This window comes from Stenotrophobium rhamnosiphilum (genome assembly GCF_003052265.1).
GTDB lineage: Bacteria > Pseudomonadota > Gammaproteobacteria > Nevskiales > Nevskiaceae > Stenotrophobium > Stenotrophobium rhamnosiphilum.
On the sequence record NZ_QANS01000002.1, the window covers coordinates 207,434 to 228,988 of the forward strand.

Genomic DNA, 21,555 nt, shown 5'->3' on the forward strand with positions numbered 1-21,555 from the left:
CAAATGCATTCCTATTTAATTATGTTCTGCAAATGCAGAACGGAAAAAATCAGTCGACCACTTCCAACATCAAATTGAGCGCAGCACGTGCAGGCTTGGCGATTTCGCTTGGCACGCGAATGCGATTGACGACGTTGCCTGCAACCAAGTTGTCGAGCACCCAAGCAAGGTGCTGCGGATCGGTGCGGAACATCGTTGAGCACATGCACACCGTCGGCGACATGAACTGCACGGTGATGTTTTTGGATTTCACTTCGTCAGCAAGACGATTGACCAGATTCAGCTCGGTGCCGACCAGCCAATGCGTGCCGGGCGCGGAGGCACGCACAGTGCGCAAGATGGTTTCGGTGGAACCGACCACATCCGACATCTGCACCACTTCGTAATTATTTTCCGGATGGCTGATGACTTTGCCTTCGGGAAACTGCTTGCGGAAATTGTTGATGTGCGACGCTTGGAACATCTGGTGCACAGAGCAGAAGCCCTTCCACAGAATCATTTTGGCGTTACGAATTTCATCGTCGGTGAGACCACCGCGCGGCTTCATGAAATCCCAAGTCACCATCTGCTCAAGCGGAATGCCCATACGCACGCCGGTGTTGCGACCCAAATGTTGGTCTGGGAAGAACAACACTTTTTCGCGGCGCGAGAACGACCATTCGAGCACGCCACGAGCATTGCTGGACGTGCAAACGATGCCGCCATGGTTACCGCAGAAAGCTTTGAGATCAGCTGCCGAGTTGATGTAAGTCACTGGCGTGACTTTCTCGTCTGGATCAAGAATCTGGGAAATCTCTTCCCAACACTTTTTGACCTTCACGAGATTCGCCATGTCGGCCATTGAACAACCTGCAGCCAGATCCGGCAGGATCACCGTGCGCTTGCCGTCAGTGACGATATCCGCCACCTCAGCCATAAAGTGCACGCCACAGAAAATAATGAACTCGGCGTCGGTCGTCGCCGCGAGTTGTGAGAGCTTTAAGGAATCGCCAGTAAAATCGGCGTGTTTGAACACCTCATTACGCTGGTAATGGTGCCCAAGAATGGCTAAACGCTTACCCAAGATATTCTTGGCAGCGACGATGCGGGCATCGCACTCGCCATCGTCGAGCAGGTTAAATTCATCAATTTTTAGAGCCGCGGACATCTTTAATCCTCGCAGCAGCCGTATCGGCCATCAAAGACCGCTAATTTTAGCGTACTGACGCCCCCCGCGTCTGATTTCCGCGGGTTATTTCTATCTGCAGACGAGTGATTTTTGATAAACACATTTAGTATTTATTGATATTTATGAACATCAATAAAAATGCCACCCGCAGTTTGCGGGTGGCATTGAGTTTTTGAGCTAGCGCTTAAGGGCAGGTCGACGGCGTTACGCCGACACCAACGCCCAGCTTAGTCGTATCAGTTTTGGTGGTGTCCGTTGAAAGCACAGCCGCAACCGTTACGCAGGTCTTATCCGGTTTACGTGAAACGGCAACGCCAGCGGTATCTGGAGCATTCCCAATCGATACGTCAGCCGGAACGCTCGTTGCCCAGACGGTGTCGTGAGTTAGGTCCTGGAGAATATCTACTCCGTCGATAACCTGCTTAAAGGTGCCGACCGAGTGGAAGTGATCATAAAAACCTTGCGTCGGAATTACCGGATTTTCATCCGTCGATAAGATTTCAAAATTAGTTAATACAGCCTTCTGAGTGGTGATCGTCAACGGCGGGCTCGCCGTCACCAAAGACTTGAAGTTGGCAACAACGTTCGTTGTACCGACGGCAAGAGCTGTAGCCACGTTACCGCCAAAAGCTAAAATGCCCGTGCTACCGATAGACTTCAAAGTAGCTTGCAATGAAAGATCTTGCGTGTCGCCATTGTGCAAGGTTGCAATAACCTTGAGCGCTTCGCGTGTACCAACAACAAGCGGAATCGCAGGATTAAAAACGGGATTGTGCTGCACGCTCAGGGACTGAATACCAGAGACCTTCACCTCTGTATTGGTGTACTCAAAGCGCGTACCTGGGCAGGCACTAAAATTAGCTGTGACAGTGATGCCACCACTCGTCGGCGACAAACCTGTTACGAGCCCACCACCAACCGCTGAACCAGGAACCGGTGTCGTCACTTGGATGTAATCGTTACGCGGATCATCCGGCGTACTCCACTCGGCATTACCCGTCACGTTTTGAACGACCACTAAGTCATCTTTGTCACGCAATTTGGCATAGGCGTAAAACTGTTGTGTTGAGCCCGTCGCAATACTCAAAGGGCTCGCAGCAGCAGCCGTTGAATCAAACTGCGACGTCGACAGAATGATGCTCTCTGGCTCACGCACAATCACTTCAATGCTGGTGGTCACGCCAACGTAATCAGCTGTGATAACAGCGCGGCCAGCACGAACAGGCGTAATCACGCCCTTGGGGAAAACACGACCAGGCGTGGTTGGATCCGGCTCAGTGCCGTCGCTTACGCGAACAATATCTGGGCTCGATGAAGTCCACTCGGTGCCAGCGCGCGTAGTGAAATCAGCTGAAGTATTGCTCTCAAAAACAGCAATAATGCCGAGCTGCTGGCGGAGGCACTGATACCCCAACACTTGGACATTTGCAGGTAAAACGACTACCTGATCGCCAACCTTGCTCGACATCAGCAGGTGATCAACCTTATCGCCCTTGCCCACACCATTACATGCAGCGAGCGCAGTCAGCGCTAACACGCAAAACATCTGGCGCAACCCGCGCAGTGCAGCCATCAGCTACTCCTCAAAAAATTCTTATGCAACTTCGCCTTCATTGATTAAGCAGGCGTTGAAGACTTGGCGGCGTCCTTCGCAGGCACCGTGGATTTAATATGCAATTCACGCAGCTGACGTGCATCGACCATGCCCGGCGCATTGGTCAGCGGACAAGCTGCCGTCTGCGTTTTCGGGAACGCGATCACTTCGCGGATGCTCTGGCCGCCAACCATCAGCATGATCATGCGATCAAGGCCGAGTGCGAGGCCGCCATGCGGAGGCGCGCCATAGCTAAGTGCTTCGAGCAAGAAGCCAAACTTCTCTTGCTGCTCGTCGGCACCGATACCCAAAAGGTCGAACACAGCCTGCTGCACTTCCGGGCGATGGATACGCACGGAGCCGCCGCCAATTTCGACGCCATTGAGAACGATGTCATAGCCCTGTGACAGTACAGTCCCCGGATTGTTCCGAAGTTCATCAGCTGATTGAACCTTAGGCGCGGTGAACGGATGGTGAGGCGAAACCCAACGGCCGCCTTCCTTGTCATCCCACTCAAACATTGGCCAATCAACCACCCAAAGCGCACGCCAACCACCAGCCGTCAGACCGAGATCGTTGCCGATCTTGAGACGCAAGGCGCCGAGCGCATCGGAAACCACTTTGTAGGTATCAGCGCCGAAGAACACGACGTCGCCATCGACAGCACCGGTGCGTTCAAAAATGCTGGTGAGTGCGGCGTCATGAATGTTCTTGACGATTGGCGACGTCAGGCCATCGCGGCCCTTCGTGCTCCACTCTTTAACGACGATGTAGGCCAAGCCCTTGGCGCCGTAGTTCTTAACGAAATTGGTGTAGCCGTCGATCTGACCGCGCGACAATTTGTCAGCGCCGCCAGGCACGCGCAGTGCAGTGACGCGGCTCTTTGGATCGTTGGCTGGGCCAGAGAAAACCTTGAAGTCGACGTCGGTGACGAGGTCTTTCACATCGACCAGTTCCAGCGGGTTACGCAAGTCTGGCTTGTCGGAACCAAAGCGACGCATGGCTTCTTCAAAGCTCATGTGCGGCAGCGTGCCGAGATCAACGCCAAGCGTGTCTTTCCACAAACCGACAACAAGGCCTTCGATCATTTTCATGATCTCGTCCTGAGTCATAAACGAAGTCTCAACGTCGAGCTGAGTGAACTCAGGCTGACGATCAGCACGCAAATCTTCATCGCGGAAGCAACGTGCGATCTGATAATAGCGATCAAGGCCTGACATCATCAGCAACTGCTTGAACAATTGCGGTGACTGCGGCAGCGCAAAGAATTGCCCAGCGTGCGTACGGCTGGGCACGAGATAGTCGCGTGCGCCTTCAGGCGTTGCTCGCGTCAGGATCGGCGTCTCAACGTCGATAAAGCCATTCGTATCCATATAGGTACGAATTTGCTTGACCACGTCATGGCGCATCTTCAGATTTTTCTGCATCTGCGGACGACGCAGATCGATGTAGCGATACTTCAGACGCGTGTCTTCGCCAACGGTTTCATCATCGGGATGGAACGGCGGCGTCTCAGCTTTATTCAGGAGCTCAACTTCTTTACCCAGCACTTCAATCTTGCCGCTGGAAAGGTTGGCGTTTTCAGTGCCCGCAGGACGCGGACGCACGCGGCCAGTGATTTTGACGACGTATTCCGAGCGCAGCTTGTCAGCAGCTGCAAATGCTTCAACCGCATCTGGATCGAACACGCATTGCAGCAGACCTTCGCGATCACGCAGGTCGATAAAGATAACGCCGCCATGGTCGCGGCGACGGTGAACCCAGCCGCTAACGGTGACAGTTTGGCCGGTCAGTGCTTCAGTGACCTGACCACAGTAATGAGTACGCATCATGGAACTATTCGTCGCTTAAGTATGAAAAATGCGCCACCCGCAGTCGGCAAAAGCGCAATCAAGATTGTTATAAATGATACTCAAAATATTAAATTTTGAATACTTAGTAACAAACCTATCGCGATTGAGCCCAGTGCGGGTGGGTCGAAAATATGGTTACAAATCCAACGTTGGAGCTAGTTTACCCGCGCACCGCATTTGCCGCACGCGCTTGAGCGCTGTAAGCCGTGAGTTTTTCCACATCTGGAGCCACTACACCGAGTGAAATGACCAAACGCAGGGCCTCTTCCACCGGCATCTCAAGCCAAATCACATCCTGTTTAGGCACTAAAAGCAGAAATCCGGAGGTGGGATTGGGCGTCGTCGGTACAAAAACCGTCACCAACTCCTGCCCCACCTGATCCTGGAGTTGTTTAGGCGTATCAGCGGTCTGGAATGCGATGCTCCAGGTTCCTGCATGCGGATAACGGATCAGCAAAGCGTGACGAAATGCCACCGCATTGCCGGAAAACAGCGTCTCCGCCAATTTTTTCATGCCGCCGTAAACGGAGCGCACCAAGGGAATATGCCCGAGCGCGCTTTCCGCCCAACTCAAACCGCGTCTACCAATGTAATTCGCGGCCAGTGCGCCGGTGCCCAGCACCAGCACGATACTCAGCAACACTCCAAAGCCCGGAAAATCAGGGCGCAGCGCCGCAGGCAGCAGCAGCAAGCTGGTATCAAGGATGTTCACCACAAAGCGAATCACCAACAAGGTGACGGCCAGCGGCAGCCAGATCAACAGGCCCGCAATAAACCAACGCCGTAGTAAACGATTCATGTCCTTGGCCCCCGGCCTTAACAAACTTTGTACAACTTATTTCGACGCCGCTTTGCTTTTCTTGGCTGGCTTTTCTTTGGTCTCAGCTTTGGCAGCTGGGGCCGGAGCTGGAGCGGCTTTCTCAGCGGCGGTCACAGGCTTAGAGGCTTCGGTATCGCCCGCAAGGTTCTTTTTGTTATCTGACTTAAAGTCCGTCTCGTACCAGCCCGCGCCTTTGAGGCGGAAGCCGGCGGCCGAAACCTGACGCGTCAACTTCAACTTTCCGCAGAGCGGGCACTTTTTTTCATCCGGCTCAGAAAGCTTTTGAAGAATCTCAGACGTCTCGCCGCAGGCGCGGCAAACATATTCGTAAATGGGCATTGCAATGTCTCAAGGTAAAACCTGTCCTCGAGTTGAGGACAGACACGGTATTTTCAAGCCTGCGGAACAGATCGTTTAGAATTCTGCCCGCGACAGCACGCAATTGTGCATCTCTACTGACTTCTCTGCACGGTTCTCTTCCAAGATTCTTCATGCAAAACGATTTGCGCCGTGGCGCCTTGTTCGCTGTCAGCGCTGCTGCTGCCTTTTCGGTGACCGGCGCCTGCGTTAAAGCCGCCTCCATTAACGCACCCACCGAAGTCGTGGTGTTCTTCCGCAGCGCCATCAGCCTGCTCGTCCTGCTCCCCTGGATTTTGCGCCAAGGTGTCTCCAGCCTACGCAGCGAACGTGTCGGCGGCCATCTGTGGCGCGCTGCGTTTGGCGTAAGTGCGATGTACGCGTTTTTCTACGCCATCGGCCATATGCACTTGGCCGAAGCGATGCTGCTGACCTACTCCACCCCGCTCTTCATCCCGTTTATTGCTTGGTACTGGATCGGTGAAAAGCCACCAGCCGTTGTTTATCCCGCAGCGCTGACCGGGTTGGTCGGCATCGCCTTCATCGTTAAACCCGGCTCCGAAGAGATCAATTGGTTCGCAGGCATGGTCGGCGTTTGCTCCGGCATCCTCGCTGCTTGCGCGATGGTGAGCATTCGACGCATTTCAGACACCGAGCCTGCACCGCGCATCGTGTTTTATTTTGTGGCGATGGCAACGGTGATTTCTTCAATTCCAATGTTGTGGGCTTGGCAAACGCCGGACGCCACCACACTGCTGCAATTGATTGGCGCTGGACTCACTGCCACTGTCGGACAACTCTGTCTGACGCGCGCTTATGCAATGGCTCCCGCTGCGCGCGTTGGCCCCTTCACCTATGCCGCAGTCATTTTCTCCGCGCTGATTGCGTGGATGATTTGGGATGAGCGCATGGATGCTTGGTCCGTACTGGGATCGCTACTTGTCATCGCAACTTGCGTGATGGTCGGCTGGAAACGACCAGAGCCACGGTTGGAAGAGTAAAACTCTAAGGCAAGCGCAAATCTTCAATCGTGAGATCACTGCGCAAAGCTAGGCCTGCGCGAAAAGATTGAAACGCAGTCGCAGCCAAAACGCGCGGCCCTTTGATTCCAAATTCGATATGCCGCTGGCGCGTTGCATCACCGCGCGAAGGCAAACTCGATAAGGCAATGCCGGGATACGCCGCCAGCGTTTGCTCCATCAAATCCAGCAAATCGCCTTCTGCAGCCGTGCCGACTGCGCGCAGAGAAAACTCAACTGGCGGATCAACATTTCGTAGCTGCGGATAACGTGCATCCAACACCCACTCGAGCATCGGCCACGCCATCTCAGGAAAGCCCGGTACAAAGTTGTGATCGCCGACATAGAAACCCGCAACGCGATTCACCGGATTCGGAATCAAGCCAGCACCTTCGGGAAAATCCGCCATCAACACACGATGCGGAAATGCTTTGTCGCCGTATTGATCAACAATCGTTGCTTCAGCTTCTGCATGACGCACCACCGGCACAGCAAATGCGCGAGCCGCTGCCTGGCGCGTTCTGTCATCTGGCGTTGCGCCAATGCCGCCGCAAGACAACACCACATCACCACGTTGACGACTAGCAACGATAGCTTCAGAAATCTGCACTTCATCATCACCAAGACACTGCGCCCACGACAGCGCCATGCCGCGCTCGCGTAGCAGTTCGATGACTTTCGAAAGATGTTTGTCCTGACGTTTTCCTGAAAGGATTTCATCGCCGATGATGAAAAGGCCAATGCCCATTTTTGCTCCGTGTTGGCCTGCGCATCTTAAAACAAAGGCGGCCGTGGCCGCCTTTGTTAAGAGTTGCCCATCTTTAAACTAGCGCAGATGACCACGGTAACGACCCGCCACGGTTGGATTCACTGGCGCCTCAGGTGAAGGCTCGTCATTGTTGCCCGAACGTATGCCCGAAGACGGACGATCATGCGTACGTTGAGGAAGACCAAACATGATCTCCTCATAACGATCTGCAAGCCGACTGACTTCATCGTCTGGCATCGAGCGCGCAATACGCAGAACTTCCGCCGCGTAGTCACGGTTGTGCACCATCCAGATCGCGTCGATCACACGGCCACCATCTCGGCGCAGCCTCACGTATAGGTGCGTTGCAATCGCTGAAAGCTTGTTATCTGTCTCAGTCATCAGATCCTGCCTTCTGGAACCTCGTAGCGCTTACTTGTGTGGGACATTGCCATCACCCGATCTGTTCGCTGTGCTGCGACAGATCAAGACCCTGCAATTCATCCTCGCGTGTTACGCGCAGGCCGATGGTGAAGTCGATGATCAGTAACAGTGCTAGCGACACACCAGCGCTGTAGAACAATGTGGCAAATGCGCCCACCGCCTGCACCATGACGCTACCCGACGCGCCGCCAATCGCCTTGTCTGCGAAGACGCCGGTTAACAGTGCGCCGACGAGGCCGCCTACGCAGTGAATACCAAAGACATCCAGCGAATCATCTGCGCCGAGAAAATGCTTGAGGCCCGTTGCGCCCCAGTAACAGCAGATGCCCGCAGCCAAACCAATCGCTAACGCGCCGCCGACGTTAACGAAACCAGACGCTGGCGTGATCGCGACCAAACCTGCGACCGCACCCGAGCAAGCACCTAACAGCGTGGCGCGACCGCGTGTAAACATTTCAACCAGCATCCAGGTGAGCGCGGCAGTTGCTGCAGCAATCTGCGTCACCAACATCGCCATGCCCGCACGGCCATCTGCAGCACCTGCGGAACCCGCGTTAAATCCAAACCAGCCGACCCAGAGCAGCGAAGCGCCGATCAAGGTAAAGGCAAGGTTGTAAGGGATGAACGCATCTTCGCCATAACCTTTGCGCTTGCCGAGTACGAAAGCGCACATCAAACCTGCTGCGCCTGCGTTGATATGCACGACAGTGCCGCCCGCAAAATCTTGCGCGCCGAGTGCGGCCAACCAACCTGTTGGTTCCCACACCCAGTGAGCGACCGGTGCGTAGACAAATAGCGACCATAAACAGATGAACACCACCATCGCACCAAACTTGATGCGCTCAGCGAAAGCACCCGTGATCAGCGCAGGCGTGATGATCGCAAAGGTCATCTGAAACATCACAAATACCGACTCAGGAATCGTCGTTGCAATGTGACTCACCGTCAGCGTGCCGGTCTCTTTGATGAAGCTCATGCCTGACAACAGCACTCGATCAAATCCGCCAATGAACCCTGTGCCCGGCGTGAACGCGAGGCTGTAACCCACCACCACCCAGATCACTGTCGCCAAACAAGTGATACAAAAACTTTGTAGCGCAGTAGAAAGCACGTTTTTCCTACGCACCATGCCCGCGTAGAACAGCGCCAAACCAGGAATCGTCATCAACAACACCAGCGCGGTGGAGACCAACATCCACGCGGTATCGCCAGAATTAATTTTGTCGGCAGTCACTGTGAATGGACGGGTTGGCGGTGCAGCGGGCTCCGCTGCTGGCGGCTGAGCAATCGCTGCCGCTTCCACTACCGCCGGACTATCTGCGGGAATTTCCTGCGCCCAAGTATTTTGCGGAAGCCAAAGCAACGCAAAAACCAAGAAAGGAACATTCAGTAACCAGTTCGCGTACTTACGCTTCATCGTCATTCCCCAATCTTTACTGCGACGTCTCTTTTTCTAAAACAGTCGAGACCTTGAGAGCAGTGAAGCAATTAGAGTGCCAAGTTGGTGCAAGCCCGGCGCAGCAGGGCAAATTCCATGCTCAATAACGGGTGGGTTCGGCCTTGCAGACAGCCTGATAGAGTGTCTATAGGCCATCTACAGGAATCACAACAATATGAAAGCTCTTGTGCCTATCGCTTACGGTTCAGAAAGTCTTGAAGCCGTCATGCTGATCAACGTCCTTCGCCGCGCCGGTGTCCGCGTTACGGTTGCCAGCACGGAGCCGGAACTCGCAGTCGTTGGAACTCGCGATATCACGCTCACCGCAGACATCCTCTTTAAAGACATCGCCGATGTTGCCTTCGACCTGATTGTTTTACCCGGCGGCGAGAAAGGCGCTGAGAATCTTGGCAAACACGCACCGCTGATCGAAAAGTTGCGCCAGCAACGCATCGATAAGAAATGGTACGGCGCAATCTGCGCGGCACCTGCGTTGACCCTGTCGCCCCATGGATTGCTCGATGGCAAACAGGCAACCTGCTATCCCAGCTTTAAGGACAAGCTGCTGCATTTTGTGGATCAGCCGATTGTGGTCGACGGCCACTGCATCACGGCACAGGGGCCAGCGACGGCCCTGCCCTTTGCGCTCAAATTAGTGGAGATCCTCTTTGGCGAGGACAAGCGCAAGCTGGTCGCGCAAGCGATGTTGGTCCCATAAACGCAGAAATGCCCGCTGATGCGGGCATTTCTATTTGCAACTCAGCCTGATGCGCCATTCTGGCGCATCAGGTTTGTAGTCTTAAGCAGCCTTCTTACCGCTGGCGACAGCTTCGTCCAGCATCTTCTTGAGTTCGCCCGACTGGAACAAATCCAGCGTGATGTCACAGCCACCAATCAGCTCACCCTTCACATACAGCTGAGGGAAGGTCGGCCAGTTAGCAAACTTGGGCAGTGCGCGATAAATCTCTTCATCTTCAAAAATATTAATGAAGGAGAACGGAACATTGCAGGCTTTCAGCGCCTGCGTTGAGCGAGCAGAGAATCCGCATTGCGGAAAATCTGGCGAACCCTTCATATAGATAATGATCGGGTTTTCAGTAACTTGCTGTTTGATTCTTTCGAGTGCGTCCATGTGCCCTGTCCAGTAGGGGGTAGCCCAAAGCGCGCGGATTATACGCCCAGACAATTCGGATTGCTGCTGCAAGCGCTTTCAGCCAATAAATCGTTTCATCGTGCTTTATCCTGCCGCGCCGTTCGGGTAACGTGGCGGCCTGTTATTCATCAAACATACGTAGATACAAGGAAGATAAAGACATGAATCCGCTAAATACTATTAAAGGGACTCTGACTGCTGGACTAGTGCTGGCCATCGTTCTGGCCGCCGTCCTCAGCCAACACACCGGCGTAAACGCCATGCTGCTGGCCCGCTGGCTGCACATCGTTGCAGGCATCACCTGGATCGGCTTGCTGTATTACTTCAATTTCGTGCAGGTTCCAGCACTAGCTGACGCAGCTGCCGACAAGGGCGGTCCTGGCGGCGGTGGCATTACCAAGTACGTCGCTCCGCGCGCACTTCTGTGGTTCCGCTGGTCGGCGCTCGTAACCTGGTTGTCCGGCGCTGCGTATCTGGCTCACGTTGGCTGGCTTGCAGGCGCTTTCACCTTCGGCGCCATCGGCACCGCTGGCCCTTACGGCAACGCAATTGGCTACGGCGCTTGGCTCGGCACCATCATGCTGTTCAACGTCTGGGCGATTATCTGGCCGAACCAGCAGAAAATCCTTGGCCTGAAGCCTGCGACCGACGAAGAGAAAGTTGTCGCTCGCCGTCGCGCATTCCTGGCATCACGCACCAACGCTTTGCTGTCGATTCCGATGCTGATGTTCATGGCTGCTTCTTCACACGGTCTGCCGTTCTAAAAGAGAGTTCAGCGCCATGGCGTTAACCTTGCCAGAATTGCCCTACGGTAGAAGCGATTTGGAGCCGCATATGTCCCGCGAAACGCTGGACTATCACTATGCCAAGCACCACAAAGCCTACGTAGACAATGGGAACAAACTCATTGCCGGCACCGAATTTGAGAATATGGATCTGGACGATTTAGTTAAAAAATCTTCCGGCAAAATTTTCAACAATGCGGCGCAGGTTTGGAATCACAATTTCTTCTGGAATTGTCTGACTCCTGAGTCCAAAGCTCCGAGCAAGAAATTGGTAACTGCGCTTATCAAACAGTTTGGCGGCGTTGATGATTTCAAAAAGCTGTTCACCGAAGTTGCGCTAGGCACTTTTGGTTCCGGTTGGGCATGGCTGGTTTTGAATGCTGATGGTTCACTCGCGATTACCAGCACCACAGGTGCTGGTAATCCCTTGACCGACGGCCAGAAACCACTGCTGACCTGCGACGTCTGGGAACACGCTTACTACGTTGATTACCGCAATGCGCGCCCCACCTACCTAGAACATTTCTGGGCATTGGTGAACTGGCAGTTTGTGGAGAAAAACCTCGGCTAAGGCTGTGGGCAAATACTGGGGCCGCTCTGCGGAGCGGCCCTTTTTTATTTTGAGGACGCAGTAATGACGCGGCATTTGCTGAAACTTTCGGACTTAAGCGCTGCTGAAGCTCAGCAGATTATTGCGCGCGCCATTGCGCTGAAGAACATGCGCGATACGAGTTACCGTCCTTTTACCGGCAAAACGCTGGCGATGATTTTCGCCAAAAATTCCACACGTACTCGCGTGAGCTTTGAAGCAGGCATGGCCAAGTTTGGTGGCCACGCGCTGTTCCTGCACTCGGGCACCACACAACTCGGTCGCGATGAACCGATCAGCGATACAGCCAAAGTGCTGTCTCGCATGGTCGACGCGATCATGATTCGTAACGACTCACAGGCCGATCAAGAAGATCTCGCTGCGAACTCTCGCGTGCCAGTGATCAACGGCCTGTCAGAACTTCATCACCCCTGCCAGTTGCTTGCGGATATGCAGACCTGGTTTGAACATCGCGGTAATCCGAAAGGAAAAGTGGCTGCGTGGATTGGTGACGGCAACAACGTCTGCCATTCATTTATCGAAGCCGCTGTGCTGTTCGATTTCAAGCTGCGCATCGCAACTCCGAAGGGCTATGAGGCTGACGCCAAGATCGTCAAAGCCGCTGGCGCACATGTTGAAATTGTTCACGGCGCAACGTTTGCCGCCAATGGCGCAGATCTGATCATCACCGACACTTGGACCAGCATGGGCCAGGAAGCGGAAACCAAAAAACGTCTTGCCGATTTCGCTGGCTATCAAGTCGATGCTGATTTGATGAAGCGTGCAAAACCCGATGCCATCTTCATGCACTGTCTGCCCGCGCACCGCGGCGAAGAAGTCAGCGCTGAAGTAATTGACGGCGAACAGTCTGTCATTTGGGACGAAGCCGAAAATCGCCTGTGGGCGCAGATGGCGCTTCTTGAGTTTTTACTCGGCGCTTAATAAGCATGAACATTCAAATCCCTAGCTACGTCACTGATCTCAGCGAAACAGTTGCGCGCGCTTTGGCTGAAGATATTGGCAGTGGCGACGTCACTGCACGCTTGGTTGCTGCCGATGAAATCGGCAATGCTCGCGTGATCTCACGCGAAGCCGCGGTGATTTGTGGCCGCCCTTGGGTAGATGAAGTGTTTCGTCAGATTGACCCGAACATTCGAGTTGAATGGCTTATTGAAGAAGGCGCGACCGTCGCGCCAGATCAAAAACTTTTCACATTGCATGGCCCTGCACGCGCATTGCTCAGTGGCGAACGCCCTGCCCTTAATTTCTTGCAGACTGCTTCAGGCACCGCAACGGCTGTGAAGCAATACGTCGATGCTGTTGCTGGCACTGATACACGCATCGCAGACACACGCAAAACCCTGCCCGGCCTGCGTAATTTGCAAAAGTACGCTGTGCTTTGCGGCGGCGGCATCAATCACCGCATTGGTTTGTACGACGGCATTCTGATTAAAGAAAATCACATTGCTGCTGCAGGCGGCATTCGTCAGGCCATCGCCAATGCACGTGCGCTGAATGCTGGCGTGCCGTTGATGACAGAAGCCGAAACGCTGGATGAAGCACGCGAAGCATTGGCAGCGGATGTTGATCTACTGCTGGTTGATGAGTTTCCATTGCCAGAACTTCGCGAAGCTGTCGCACTGACGCGTGCACATCGCGCCAAGGGCGGCAAAACCGTCATCGAATACTCCGGCAGCACAACCTTGGCCAATGTGCGTGGTTACGCCGAGGCAGGCGTTGATCGCGTTTCGATTGGCGGCATCACCAAACATTTGCGTGCGGTTGATTTGTCGATGCGATTTGCCTGAGCACTAAGTAGTGCAGCGATTGGAATCAAAAATGCCTGACCATCGCAACATACTGATCGAAACTGAACGACTCATTCTTCGCCCTGTGCGGGCTGAAGACTTTGATGCGTGGGCCGCTTTCATGGCTGATGCAGAAGCGGCGCGCTTCATTGGTGGTCAGCAGGTGCGCTCTGTCTCTTGGCGCGGCTTTCTCGCGATGGCTGGCGCGTGGGAAATCCAAGGCTTCGGTATGTTTTCCGTCATCGAAAAATCCAGTGGCCGCTGGGTTGGCCGTCTAGGCCCGTGGGTGCCTGAGGGCTGGCCCGGAACCGAAGTCGGCTGGGGCATCATCCGTGAAGCATGGGGACGCGGTTACGCTGTTGAAGGTGCGATTGCGGCCATTGATTGGGCCTTCGCCAATCTTGGCTGGCAAGAAGTCATCCATACGATTGCCCCAGAGAATCACGCCTCCGAGCGTGTCGCGCAAAAACTAGGCTCGCGCATTCTGCGTGACTGCAAACTTCCTGCACCTTACGAAAGCGCTCATGTTGTCGCTTGGGGACAGTCACGCGAAGAGTGGTTAGCGCGTAGGCTCAAGTAGCCATCAAGAGTTGATGCAGTCGTTCAAAATCCACTGCATCACCACTCGTATGCCAAGTCACACCACCATCGCCGTGATCATTGAGCAGTTGCTCACGCTCCAACACGCGGCGTGTTTGTCGTGCGACTGCTTCGCCGGTATCGAGCAAAGTAATTTTGGGTCCGACAATATCTGCGATCAACGGTCGCAAGAATGGATAGTGCGTACAGCCCAACACTAAAGTATCAGCGCCCGCACGCAGCAGAGGTTCGGTGTATTGCTCCAGCAAACGACGTGGCTGGTGACCATCGAGATCACCTCGCTCAACGCACTCGACCAAACCCGGGCATGGCTGCGTGATCATGCGTACGCCTTGCGCATGCTTGGCCACTAGGTTGTGAAATTTTTCTCCCGCGAGCGCTGCGCCTGTCGCGAGCACGCCGACGACACCACTTCGCGTATGCGCCACAGCAGGCTTTACCGCAGGCTCCATGCCCACAAAAGGAATGGGATATGTCGCGCGCAGATGCTCAACTGCTGCGATAGTCGCGGTGTTGCAAGCCACCACAATCAGCTTGGCACCTTGCGCCAATAAAAATTCAGTGATGACACAGGCACGCGCAATGATTTCTTCGCGCGGTTTGCCACCATAGGGGCAATGACCACTATCAGCGTAATAGATCAGTTGTTCGCGCGGCAGCAGCTTCTGCACTTCGCGTAGAACCGAGATACCGCCAACGCCGGAATCAAAGAGGCCAATCGGATGACTGTTCATCGGCTCTCCAGAAATTTACGCACGACGGCGTTGAACGCATTGGGCGATTCCAATGGCAAACCGTGATGCGTACCGGGGAAAAGATGGAAGCGGCCCTTGGGCAATGCATGCGCAAATTGCAGCATGTCTTCACGCGTGAAGTAATCGTACTCAGCAGCCAACACCAGCACCGACATCCGCAGCTCTTGCAGACGATCGAGCACTGACCAACGTGTTAGCGCTCGCAATGACTGAAGGTAGCTCGACCCATTACGCGCGCCGCGCTCTGCACTTTTTTCGCGCAGTTCCAATTGATGTTCGCCAGGATACATACGCTGCGCGCCGATCTTCGACAAACGCACAGGCCCAAGCAGCGTCATCACGATCTGGCGATAGAAAACTTCGAAATGTTGTTTTAGCGTCCGCGGCCTGAAGCTGGGCACGCTGTTGGAAATCACCATCTTGGTCACAGCGCCGGGATTATCCAGCGCAAGCTGCAAAGCGATGGCGCCGCCCATCGAATAGCCGATCAAATAGAAACGATCGACGTTGAGTTGATTCAATAAGTTTCTAACATCTGCTGCGAAGCGTGCGATAGACATCGCACCCGTGCCACGTGAGCTGCGGTAGAAGCCACGCAAGTCCATCGCGATCACGCGATAGTGACGCGAGAATTCAGGGATCTGATATTCCCAATCTTCTGCTGAAGAACCGAGGCCATGGAGTAAAACCAAGGCCGGGCCTTGGCCCGACTCTTCGTAATACAGCTTACTGCCATCGACCTCGACGTGCGGCATTAGCGCGCAGTGCCGCTCGGTGTGCAGAAGCAGAAAGCGTACATGCCGCGTGGATCATTCATCCAACGCAGATCAGCAGCGACGTCAGCTTTCTCAAGCACGCGCTGCGCCCATTGGGGCAAGCCCGGCACTGCACTCAGATGAATGCTGCCCGAGAAGCTGGACAACAGCTTGCTGGTGAAATTGTGCTCTGGCTGCATTTCTTCGATGACGTAGTCTTCGGCATCAATACCTGCAAATTTAGCAGCGGCATCGGCGGCGTCTTCCAAGCCACCAAACTCATCAACCAGTCCGAGCGCATGCGCGTCGTTGCCACTCCAAACGCGGCCACGTGCGAGCTGATCAACTTTTTCAATCGGCAATTTACGTGCGGCGGCAACGCCAGAAATAAAGTCGTGATAACCCTTGTTGATCTGCGCCTGAATGATGCTGCCAACTTCTGGCGACAGCGGACGATCCATACGGAACGCACCGGCCAGCGTTGTGGTGCCGACGCCATCGGTGTGAATGCCCAATTTCTCTAACGGCTTGTTGAGGTTAGGCACCAAGCCAAAGATGCCGATAGAACCGGTGATGGTGCTGGCATGCGCCCAAATTTGATTCGCAGCCATCGACACCCAATAACCGCCGCTCGCTGCGACAGAGGACATCGACGCCACTACGGGCTTACCGCTAGCGCGCAATTCCTGTACTTCGCGACGAATCTGTTCTGAAGCCCAGACGCTGCCGCCGGGTGAATCGACGCGCAGCACTACGGCCGCGATATCGTCATCACGACGTGCTTGATCGAGCAGGTCAGAAATAGTGTCGCCGCCAGCTTGGCCAGGCTGGCCTTCGCCATCAACAATTTCACCCTGCACTACGACGAGCGCGATTTTGTTTGCTGGCTTTGCAGCGGGCTGCTTGCTTTGCTCATGGTGTATGGCATGCAAATAATCATGCTGATTGATCTGACGGAAGCTGCCGTGCTCATCGTCAAAACCGACGATGGCACCGATACGTTTGCGGAACTGTCCCAACGTTTCAATCTGAGTGACCAAACCGGCGCTCTTGGCGTAAGCCGCGCCATCGCCTTGGAACTTCTGAATCTCAGCAGCAAAATTCTTGACGTAGTTGTCCACTGCTGTTTCAGGCAAACCGCGACCTTCGGCAACGGATGCGCCGTATTCCGTCCATAAATCGCCTAGCCATTTTTGATTTGCGGCACGCGATTCAGGTGACATGTCGTTGCGCGTAAACGGTTCAACGGCTGATTTGTATTCGCCAACGCGAAACACATTGACCTGTACACCGAGCTTGTCGAGCGCATCTTTAAAATAATTGTTGTAGCTGCTGAAGCCTTCGACGCTGACCATGCCCATTGGATCTAGCACCACTTCATCGGCTTGCGCGGCAAGGTAGTAATGCTCTTGCTCGTATGAAGGCGAATAAGCCACAACCTTTTTGCCGGCGTCGCGAAATCGATGAACCGCTTCGCCCAGCTCTTCCAACTGAGGCAGGCCTGCGGAAGTGAGTCCATCAAGCTTGAGTACTGCAAGCTTTATGCGCGGATCGTTAGCGCCTTCTTCCAACGCTTCAATCAAATCACGAAGCAAAGTTTGCGAAGGCATATCGCCAGCGATGTCTTCGAGGAAGACACGACTCGGATCGCGATCCAGCTGTTCGACCAGTTCACCGGTGGGCGCAATCACCAAGGCGATATTGCTATCGACCTTAGGCGGTGGGCCGCCTTGGAAGCCCATCCAGATAAATGCCACGATTACAACAAAGATCATCACCGTGACAAATTTGTAGACGCCAACAACAAAGCGCCAAGCAAAGTTCAACAGGCGGCCCAAAAAGGATTGTTTCTCGCTCATTTCAAGGATTTCTAGCTAAGATATTGAAAGTATCGCATGAAGCCCATATAGCTTCAGTTGTTGGTATCTGACTCAGTATGGGGGCCAAAGGTTCATAGGCAACGCCTATTTAGCAAATAAAAAGATTTGCTTTGATCTATTTATTTGGCATCCCTACACTGATCGCCACTGATCGAGCCTAAATGCTGAATCCCGGCTTGTCGGAACACTCGATACAAAATTTCTACGTACCCAATCTGGAGAATATGCAATGAGCGTTTTAGTAAACCGCGCCGCCCCTGACTTTAAGGCCCAAGCTGTTATGGGCGATGGCTCTTTCAAAGAGATCAAGCTGTCGGACTACCGCGGCAAGCACGTCGCCCTGTTCTTCTGGCCATTGGATTTCACCTTCGTTTGCCCTTCCGAAATCATTGCGCACGAACACCGTCGCAAAGCGTTTGAAGAGCGCGGCGTACAGTTGCTCGGCGTGTCGATTGACTCGCAGTTCACCCACTTTGCATGGCGCCAAACGCCGGTTGCTAAGGGTGGCATTGGCGAAATCGGCTTCCCGATGGTCGCTGACGTGCAGCATGAAATTACCCGCGCTTATGGCGTTGAGCACCAAGATGGCGTCGCTTTCCGCGCAACCTTCCTGATCGACAAAGACGGCGTTGTGCAGCACCAGCAGGTCAACAACCTGCCACTGGGCCGCGATGTCGACGAACTGCTGCGTCTGGTTGACGCTCTGCAATTCACCGAACAGCACGGCGAAGTTTGCCCAGCTGGCTGGAAGAAAGGCGACGAAGGCATGAAGCCAACCGCCGACGGCGTTGCTAGCTACCTCGCTAAGAACGCAGCAGCTCTGTAAGAAATACGTACCGGCAGCACATGGGGCCGGCGAAAGTCGGCCCCATTTCATATCTACACCCACGAATTCAATAAGGCATCGCCATGAGCACACAACATCACAGCCTGGTTATTCTCGGTTCCGGCCCCGCCGGTTACACCGCAGCAGTTTATGCCGCGCGCGCCAACCTCAAGCCCACCATGATTACGGGCATCGAAGTGGGCGGTCAGCTGATGACCACGACAGAAGTCGACAACTGGCCGGGCGATGTCGAAGGCCTGATGGGCCCTGCACTCATGCAGCGCATGCAGCAACACGCTGAGCGCTTTGAAACGCAGATGGTTTATGACCACATTCACAAGGTCGATCTGCAGAATCGTCCGTTCACATTGACGGGCGACCAGGGCACGTATACCTGCGATGCGCTGATCATCACTACCGGCGCCAGCGCCAAGTACCTAGGCCTGCCTAGCGAAGAAGCGTTTCGCGGCAAGGGCGTATCGGCTTGCGCAACTTGCGATGGCTTCTTCTACAAGGGGCAGGAAGTTGCTGTAATCGGCGGCGGTAACACCGCTGTTGAAGAAGCGCTGTACCTCTCCAACATTGCCAAAAAAGTGACTGTGGTTCATCGCCGTGACAAGTTCAAAGGCGAAAAGATTTTGCACGACAAGCTCGCCAAGCGCGCTGCTGAAGGCAAGGTCGAAATCGTTTGGGACTCAACCTTGGATGAAGTATTGGGTGATGCCACGGGCGTCAACAGCATTCGCATCAAAAATGTGAAGACCGGTGAAGCGCGCGAAATCGAAGTCAAAGGCGCGTTTATCGCCATTGGCCACTCACCGAACACCAGCATCTTTGAAGGTCAGTTGAAGATGAATGGCGGCTACATCAGCGTGCATTCCGGCTCCGCGGGCGATGCCACGGCAACCAGCGTGCCAGGCGTGTTTGCCGCAGGCGACGTGATGGATCACGTTTACCGCCAAGCCATCACCAGCGCCGGCACCGGCTGTCAGGCGGCATTGGACGCCGAGCGATATTTGGACAAATTGCACGGCAACTAAAGTAGTCTTGAGGCATCAAAGGGTCGCAAAGGTTAAACTTTGCGGCCCTTCTTTATTTGCGACGGAGCGGAGCACTACTAAAATGAAAATGAAGCTCTATGGCAGTAAGACCTCACCCTTTGCACGCAAAGTCCGTGTGGTTGCAGTAGAACTCGGATTAAGCGATCTGATTGAAGAAATTCTTACCGATCCGTTCAGTCCTCCACCCGAATTTCTCGCAGCGAATCCGCTATCGCGCATTCCGACACTCGTCACTGAAAAAGGCGAAGCACTGCCGGATTCAGAGTTGATCATCGAATATCTGCAAACGCGCGGACATAGCGGCGTTCAGAGTTTGCCGCGCGGCACTAAACGCTGGGCCGCTTTGCGTCGTGCGCGAATCGCTGACGGCATCACGACCGCTGCAGTGGCGATGCTGTTCGAAAAGCGTCGCCCAGAAAGCATCATCTACACCGCATTCTTAGATCGTCAGGCAGAAATTATTCTGCGTAGCGTCGGCACCCTGAGCCTCGAAGTTGATGCGCTTTCTCTCGACACACCGAGCATCGTGGAAATCAGCACTGCGGTTGCCTTGAGCTACCTCGATTTCCGCTTGCCTTACATTGATTGGCGCAAAGACCATGAAGCCTTAGTGGCGTGGCACGAGAAATTCTCGCAGCGCCCTTCGATGATCGACACTCAACCGCCTGCGGCCTAATTGCGCGTGAGACGTATCTGGCCGCACTGGGCACTGCTGATCACACTATTGCTCAGTGCCTGCGTCAGCAGTCCGCTGAAGTCACTGGATGACTCTGAGCGCAGCACCATCGCGATGGAAGCGCTGGGACAAATCGGCCGTCCGTATCGCTACGGCGGCACAACGCAAGATGGTTTTGATTGCAGTGGCTTGGTGCAATACAGCTATGCCCAAGCAGGCATAAAAATCCCACGCACGACCAGCGAACAACTCCACGCAGGCAAAAAAATCTCCCTCTCCAATGCGCTGCCAGGCGATTTACTGTTCTATAAACTCGGCGGTGGATTGCACGTGGCTTTGTATGTCGGCGATGGCCGAGCAGTACATGCACCAGCACGAGGACGACAAGTGATTGTCGCCCCAGTGGATGCGGATTTTTGGCAAGAAAACTTTGTTACTGCGATTCGTGTCTTGAGGTGATGTAAGCTCGGCATTAACGTTTTAGAGGAAGCAGAATGAGCGCCGTACAAAGCATGAAAACCCCAGACGGCAAAGTGATCGAGCATGTGGCCGAATCACGCTTTGGCATTTGGTTTTTAGGCACTGCCACCTGGACCACTCACGTACTGACGCGCGCGATCAAAGATCTTGAGCGTTTGATTCCTGAGCGTAAAACGTCTTACCCAGTCGTCGTTGATGTGGGTTGTGGCTGGGGCCGCTCCTTTGCACTGCTCAACGAGCGTTTTGCACCGCAACAGTTGATCGGCATCGATGTTGAACCTGAGATGCTCGCGATCTCCACAAAAACAATTGCAGACAAAAAGCTGAAGGTAGAACTCAAGCAAGGCGATAGCGCTGCATTGCCGCTAGCAGATCAATCAGCAGACATGTTGTTCTGCCATCAGACTTTTCACCACCTCGTGCATCAGCACGAAGCACTCGCAGAATTTAATCGCGTGCTGAAACCCGGCGGCGTTTTACTGTTTGCCGAATCCACCAAAGCCTATATCCATTCGTGGATTATCCGTCTTCTGTTCCGCCATCCGATGGACGTACAAAGAACCGCGCCAGAGTTTCTCGCGATGATTCGCGACGCAGGGTTTGAGATTCAGGAAAAATCGATCTCTTACCCATTTCTCTGGTGGAGCCGCAGCGATCTCGGAATTTTCGAGCGCATCTTCCGCATTCGCCCACGCGCTAACCACGAAGAGACTTTGATTAATCTCGTCGCGGTTAAGCGCTAGTCC

Annotated in this window: 24 protein-coding genes; 12 read left to right on the plus strand and 12 right to left on the minus strand. The window is 54.2% G+C overall.

Annotation, left to right across the window (positions count from 1 at the left end; all coding sequences use genetic code 11):
* Positions 1-49: 49 nt before the first annotated feature.
* The 5 genes from nadA to CJD38_RS04855 form a co-directional block, all read right to left on the minus strand.
* Positions 50-1,147 (minus strand): quinolinate synthase NadA, encoded by a 1,098-nt coding sequence (gene nadA / locus CJD38_RS04835; protein ID WP_107939196.1) that lies wholly within the window; start codon positions 1,145-1,147, stop codon positions 50-52.
* 205 nt (positions 1,148-1,352) lie between these two features.
* Complete coding sequence (locus tag CJD38_RS04840; protein ID WP_107939197.1) at positions 1,353-2,741, minus strand: hypothetical protein; 1,389 nt, start codon at positions 2,739-2,741, stop codon at positions 1,353-1,355.
* Positions 2,742-2,785: 44 nt separating this feature from the next.
* Positions 2,786-4,594 carry an aspartate--tRNA ligase gene (gene aspS / locus CJD38_RS04845; RefSeq protein ID WP_107939198.1) on the minus strand — a complete coding sequence of 603 codons (1,809 nt, stop codon included), beginning with the start codon at positions 4,592-4,594 and terminating at the stop codon, positions 2,786-2,788.
* Between the two features lie 181 nt (positions 4,595-4,775).
* Complete coding sequence (locus tag CJD38_RS04850) at positions 4,776-5,414, minus strand: DUF502 domain-containing protein (RefSeq protein WP_107939199.1); 639 nt, start codon at positions 5,412-5,414, stop codon at positions 4,776-4,778.
* A 36-nt stretch (positions 5,415-5,450) separates the two neighbouring features.
* Positions 5,451-5,774 (minus strand): FmdB family zinc ribbon protein, encoded by a 324-nt coding sequence (locus CJD38_RS04855; protein WP_107939200.1) that lies wholly within the window; start codon positions 5,772-5,774, stop codon positions 5,451-5,453.
* 152 nt (positions 5,775-5,926) lie between these two features.
* On the opposite strand from CJD38_RS04855, the gene CJD38_RS04860 reads away from it, so the two are divergent.
* Positions 5,927-6,793 carry a DMT family transporter gene (locus CJD38_RS04860; RefSeq protein WP_107939201.1) on the plus strand — a complete coding sequence of 289 codons (867 nt, stop codon included), beginning with the start codon at positions 5,927-5,929 and terminating at the stop codon, positions 6,791-6,793.
* A 4-nt stretch (positions 6,794-6,797) separates the two neighbouring features.
* Here CJD38_RS04860 and CJD38_RS04865 read toward each other — a convergent pair whose 3' ends face one another.
* The 3 genes from CJD38_RS04865 to CJD38_RS04875 form a co-directional block, all read right to left on the minus strand.
* Entirely contained in the window at positions 6,798-7,559 is a 762-nt protein-coding gene (locus CJD38_RS04865) for a competence/damage-inducible protein A (RefSeq protein ID WP_107939202.1), read from the minus strand.
* A gap of 78 nt (positions 7,560-7,637) precedes the next feature.
* Positions 7,638-7,961: a hypothetical protein gene (locus tag CJD38_RS04870; protein WP_107939203.1), complete on the minus strand. Its 324-nt coding sequence runs from the start codon at positions 7,959-7,961 to the stop codon at positions 7,638-7,640.
* 52 nt (positions 7,962-8,013) lie between these two features.
* A complete protein-coding gene (locus tag CJD38_RS04875) occupies positions 8,014-9,426 on the minus strand; it encodes an ammonium transporter (protein ID WP_107939204.1) in 1,413 nt (470 codons plus the stop codon).
* Positions 9,427-9,616: 190 nt separating this feature from the next.
* Here CJD38_RS04875 and CJD38_RS04880 point away from each other — a divergent pair, with 190 nt between their 5' ends.
* Positions 9,617-10,159 carry a DJ-1 family glyoxalase III gene (locus CJD38_RS04880; RefSeq protein WP_107939205.1) on the plus strand — a complete coding sequence of 181 codons (543 nt, stop codon included), beginning with the start codon at positions 9,617-9,619 and terminating at the stop codon, positions 10,157-10,159.
* An 81-nt stretch (positions 10,160-10,240) separates the two neighbouring features.
* Here the strand turns inward: CJD38_RS04880 and grxD are convergent, their stop codons facing one another.
* Complete coding sequence (gene grxD / locus CJD38_RS04885; RefSeq protein WP_107939206.1) at positions 10,241-10,573, minus strand: Grx4 family monothiol glutaredoxin; 333 nt, start codon at positions 10,571-10,573, stop codon at positions 10,241-10,243.
* A gap of 281 nt (positions 10,574-10,854) precedes the next feature.
* Here grxD and CJD38_RS04890 point away from each other — a divergent pair, with 281 nt between their 5' ends.
* The 5 genes from CJD38_RS04890 to CJD38_RS04910 all read left to right on the plus strand — a co-directional run bounded on the left by CJD38_RS04890 (position 10,855) and on the right by CJD38_RS04910 (position 14,356).
* Positions 10,855-11,358 carry a urate hydroxylase PuuD gene (locus tag CJD38_RS04890; protein WP_366511315.1) on the plus strand — a complete coding sequence of 168 codons (504 nt, stop codon included), beginning with the start codon at positions 10,855-10,857 and terminating at the stop codon, positions 11,356-11,358.
* 16 nt (positions 11,359-11,374) lie between these two features.
* Positions 11,375-11,950, plus strand: coding sequence for a superoxide dismutase (locus tag CJD38_RS04895; RefSeq protein ID WP_107939208.1), 576 nt, complete (start codon positions 11,375-11,377; stop codon positions 11,948-11,950).
* A gap of 63 nt (positions 11,951-12,013) precedes the next feature.
* Positions 12,014-12,910, plus strand: a complete 897-nt coding sequence (gene argF, locus CJD38_RS04900) for an ornithine carbamoyltransferase (protein ID WP_107939209.1) — start codon at positions 12,014-12,016, stop codon at positions 12,908-12,910.
* A 5-nt stretch (positions 12,911-12,915) separates the two neighbouring features.
* Positions 12,916-13,776 carry a carboxylating nicotinate-nucleotide diphosphorylase gene (nadC, locus tag CJD38_RS04905; RefSeq protein WP_107939210.1) on the plus strand — a complete coding sequence of 287 codons (861 nt, stop codon included), beginning with the start codon at positions 12,916-12,918 and terminating at the stop codon, positions 13,774-13,776.
* Between the two features lie 31 nt (positions 13,777-13,807).
* A complete protein-coding gene (locus CJD38_RS04910) occupies positions 13,808-14,356 on the plus strand; it encodes a GNAT family N-acetyltransferase (RefSeq protein ID WP_107939211.1) in 549 nt (182 codons plus the stop codon).
* Here the strand turns inward: CJD38_RS04910 and murI are convergent.
* Genes murI through sppA form a run of 3 tightly spaced genes read right to left on the minus strand, consistent with a single transcriptional unit; the run spans position 14,349 to position 17,745 of the window.
* On the minus strand, positions 14,349-15,110 hold the full coding sequence (gene murI / locus CJD38_RS04915; RefSeq protein ID WP_107939212.1) for a glutamate racemase: 762 nt from the start codon (positions 15,108-15,110) through the stop codon (positions 14,349-14,351). The two genes, CJD38_RS04910 and murI, sit on opposite strands and share 8 nt — an antisense overlap.
* Positions 15,107-15,886, minus strand: coding sequence for an alpha/beta fold hydrolase (locus CJD38_RS04920; RefSeq protein WP_107939213.1), 780 nt, complete (start codon positions 15,884-15,886; stop codon positions 15,107-15,109). The genes murI and CJD38_RS04920 overlap by 4 nt, the downstream gene beginning before the upstream one ends.
* A complete protein-coding gene (gene sppA / locus CJD38_RS04925) occupies positions 15,886-17,745 on the minus strand; it encodes a signal peptide peptidase SppA (RefSeq protein WP_107939214.1) in 1,860 nt (619 codons plus the stop codon). Before sppA ends, CJD38_RS04920 begins: the two co-directional genes overlap by 1 nt.
* A gap of 250 nt (positions 17,746-17,995) precedes the next feature.
* On the opposite strand from sppA, the gene CJD38_RS04930 reads away from it, so the two are divergent.
* The 5 genes from CJD38_RS04930 (at position 17,996) to CJD38_RS04950 (ending at position 21,552) form a co-directional block, all read left to right on the plus strand.
* Positions 17,996-18,592: a peroxiredoxin gene (locus tag CJD38_RS04930; protein ID WP_107939215.1), complete on the plus strand. Its 597-nt coding sequence runs from the start codon at positions 17,996-17,998 to the stop codon at positions 18,590-18,592.
* A gap of 83 nt (positions 18,593-18,675) precedes the next feature.
* Positions 18,676-19,632, plus strand: coding sequence for a thioredoxin-disulfide reductase (trxB, locus tag CJD38_RS04935; protein WP_107939216.1), 957 nt, complete (start codon positions 18,676-18,678; stop codon positions 19,630-19,632).
* A gap of 82 nt (positions 19,633-19,714) precedes the next feature.
* Positions 19,715-20,329, plus strand: coding sequence for a glutathione S-transferase family protein (locus CJD38_RS04940; RefSeq protein WP_107939217.1), 615 nt, complete (start codon positions 19,715-19,717; stop codon positions 20,327-20,329).
* Positions 20,330-20,335: 6 nt separating this feature from the next.
* The gene (locus tag CJD38_RS04945; protein ID WP_240783529.1) at positions 20,336-20,788 is read left to right on the plus strand and encodes a C40 family peptidase; all 453 of its coding nucleotides are present in this window, start codon (positions 20,336-20,338) and stop codon (positions 20,786-20,788) included.
* Between the two features lie 35 nt (positions 20,789-20,823).
* Positions 20,824-21,552: a class I SAM-dependent methyltransferase gene (locus CJD38_RS04950; RefSeq protein WP_107939218.1), complete on the plus strand. Its 729-nt coding sequence runs from the start codon at positions 20,824-20,826 to the stop codon at positions 21,550-21,552.
* The last annotated feature ends 3 nt before the right edge of the window (positions 21,553-21,555 follow it).

Bases quoted from the DNA above. Each gene is read 5' to 3' on its own strand.
- CJD38_RS04865 (WP_107939202.1), bottom strand. From the start codon at position 7,559: ATGGGCATTGGCCTTTTCATCATCGGCGATGAAATCCTTTCAGGAAAA.
- CJD38_RS04950 (WP_107939218.1), top strand. From the start codon at position 20,824: ATGAGCGCCGTACAAAGCATGAAAACCCCAGACGGCAAAGTGATCGAG.
- CJD38_RS04870 (WP_107939203.1), bottom strand. From the start codon at position 7,961: ATGACTGAGACAGATAACAAGCTTTCAGCGATTGCAACGCACCTATAC.
- CJD38_RS04875 (WP_107939204.1), bottom strand. From the start codon at position 9,426: ATGACGATGAAGCGTAAGTACGCGAACTGGTTACTGAATGTTCCTTTC.
- grxD (WP_107939206.1), bottom strand. From the start codon at position 10,573: ATGGACGCACTCGAAAGAATCAAACAGCAAGTTACTGAAAACCCGATC.
- CJD38_RS04920 (WP_107939213.1), bottom strand. From the start codon at position 15,886: ATGCCGCACGTCGAGGTCGATGGCAGTAAGCTGTATTACGAAGAGTCG.
- CJD38_RS04895 (WP_107939208.1), top strand. From the start codon at position 11,375: ATGGCGTTAACCTTGCCAGAATTGCCCTACGGTAGAAGCGATTTGGAG.
- nadA (WP_107939196.1), bottom strand. From the start codon at position 1,147: ATGTCCGCGGCTCTAAAAATTGATGAATTTAACCTGCTCGACGATGGC.
- CJD38_RS04860 (WP_107939201.1), top strand. From the start codon at position 5,927: ATGCAAAACGATTTGCGCCGTGGCGCCTTGTTCGCTGTCAGCGCTGCT.
- CJD38_RS04840 (WP_107939197.1), bottom strand. From the start codon at position 2,741: ATGGCTGCACTGCGCGGGTTGCGCCAGATGTTTTGCGTGTTAGCGCTG.
- CJD38_RS04940 (WP_107939217.1), top strand. From the start codon at position 19,715: ATGAAAATGAAGCTCTATGGCAGTAAGACCTCACCCTTTGCACGCAAA.
- CJD38_RS04910 (WP_107939211.1), top strand. From the start codon at position 13,808: ATGCCTGACCATCGCAACATACTGATCGAAACTGAACGACTCATTCTT.
- CJD38_RS04850 (WP_107939199.1), bottom strand. From the start codon at position 5,414: ATGAATCGTTTACTACGGCGTTGGTTTATTGCGGGCCTGTTGATCTGG.
- murI (WP_107939212.1), bottom strand. From the start codon at position 15,110: ATGAACAGTCATCCGATTGGCCTCTTTGATTCCGGCGTTGGCGGTATC.
- trxB (WP_107939216.1), top strand. From the start codon at position 18,676: ATGAGCACACAACATCACAGCCTGGTTATTCTCGGTTCCGGCCCCGCC.
- CJD38_RS04930 (WP_107939215.1), top strand. From the start codon at position 17,996: ATGAGCGTTTTAGTAAACCGCGCCGCCCCTGACTTTAAGGCCCAAGCT.
- CJD38_RS04880 (WP_107939205.1), top strand. From the start codon at position 9,617: ATGAAAGCTCTTGTGCCTATCGCTTACGGTTCAGAAAGTCTTGAAGCC.
- aspS (WP_107939198.1), bottom strand. From the start codon at position 4,594: ATGATGCGTACTCATTACTGTGGTCAGGTCACTGAAGCACTGACCGGC.
- argF (WP_107939209.1), top strand. From the start codon at position 12,014: ATGACGCGGCATTTGCTGAAACTTTCGGACTTAAGCGCTGCTGAAGCT.
- nadC (WP_107939210.1), top strand. From the start codon at position 12,916: ATGAACATTCAAATCCCTAGCTACGTCACTGATCTCAGCGAAACAGTT.
- CJD38_RS04890 (WP_366511315.1), top strand. From the start codon at position 10,855: ATGCTGCTGGCCCGCTGGCTGCACATCGTTGCAGGCATCACCTGGATC.
- sppA (WP_107939214.1), bottom strand. From the start codon at position 17,745: ATGAGCGAGAAACAATCCTTTTTGGGCCGCCTGTTGAACTTTGCTTGG.
- CJD38_RS04855 (WP_107939200.1), bottom strand. From the start codon at position 5,774: ATGCCCATTTACGAATATGTTTGCCGCGCCTGCGGCGAGACGTCTGAG.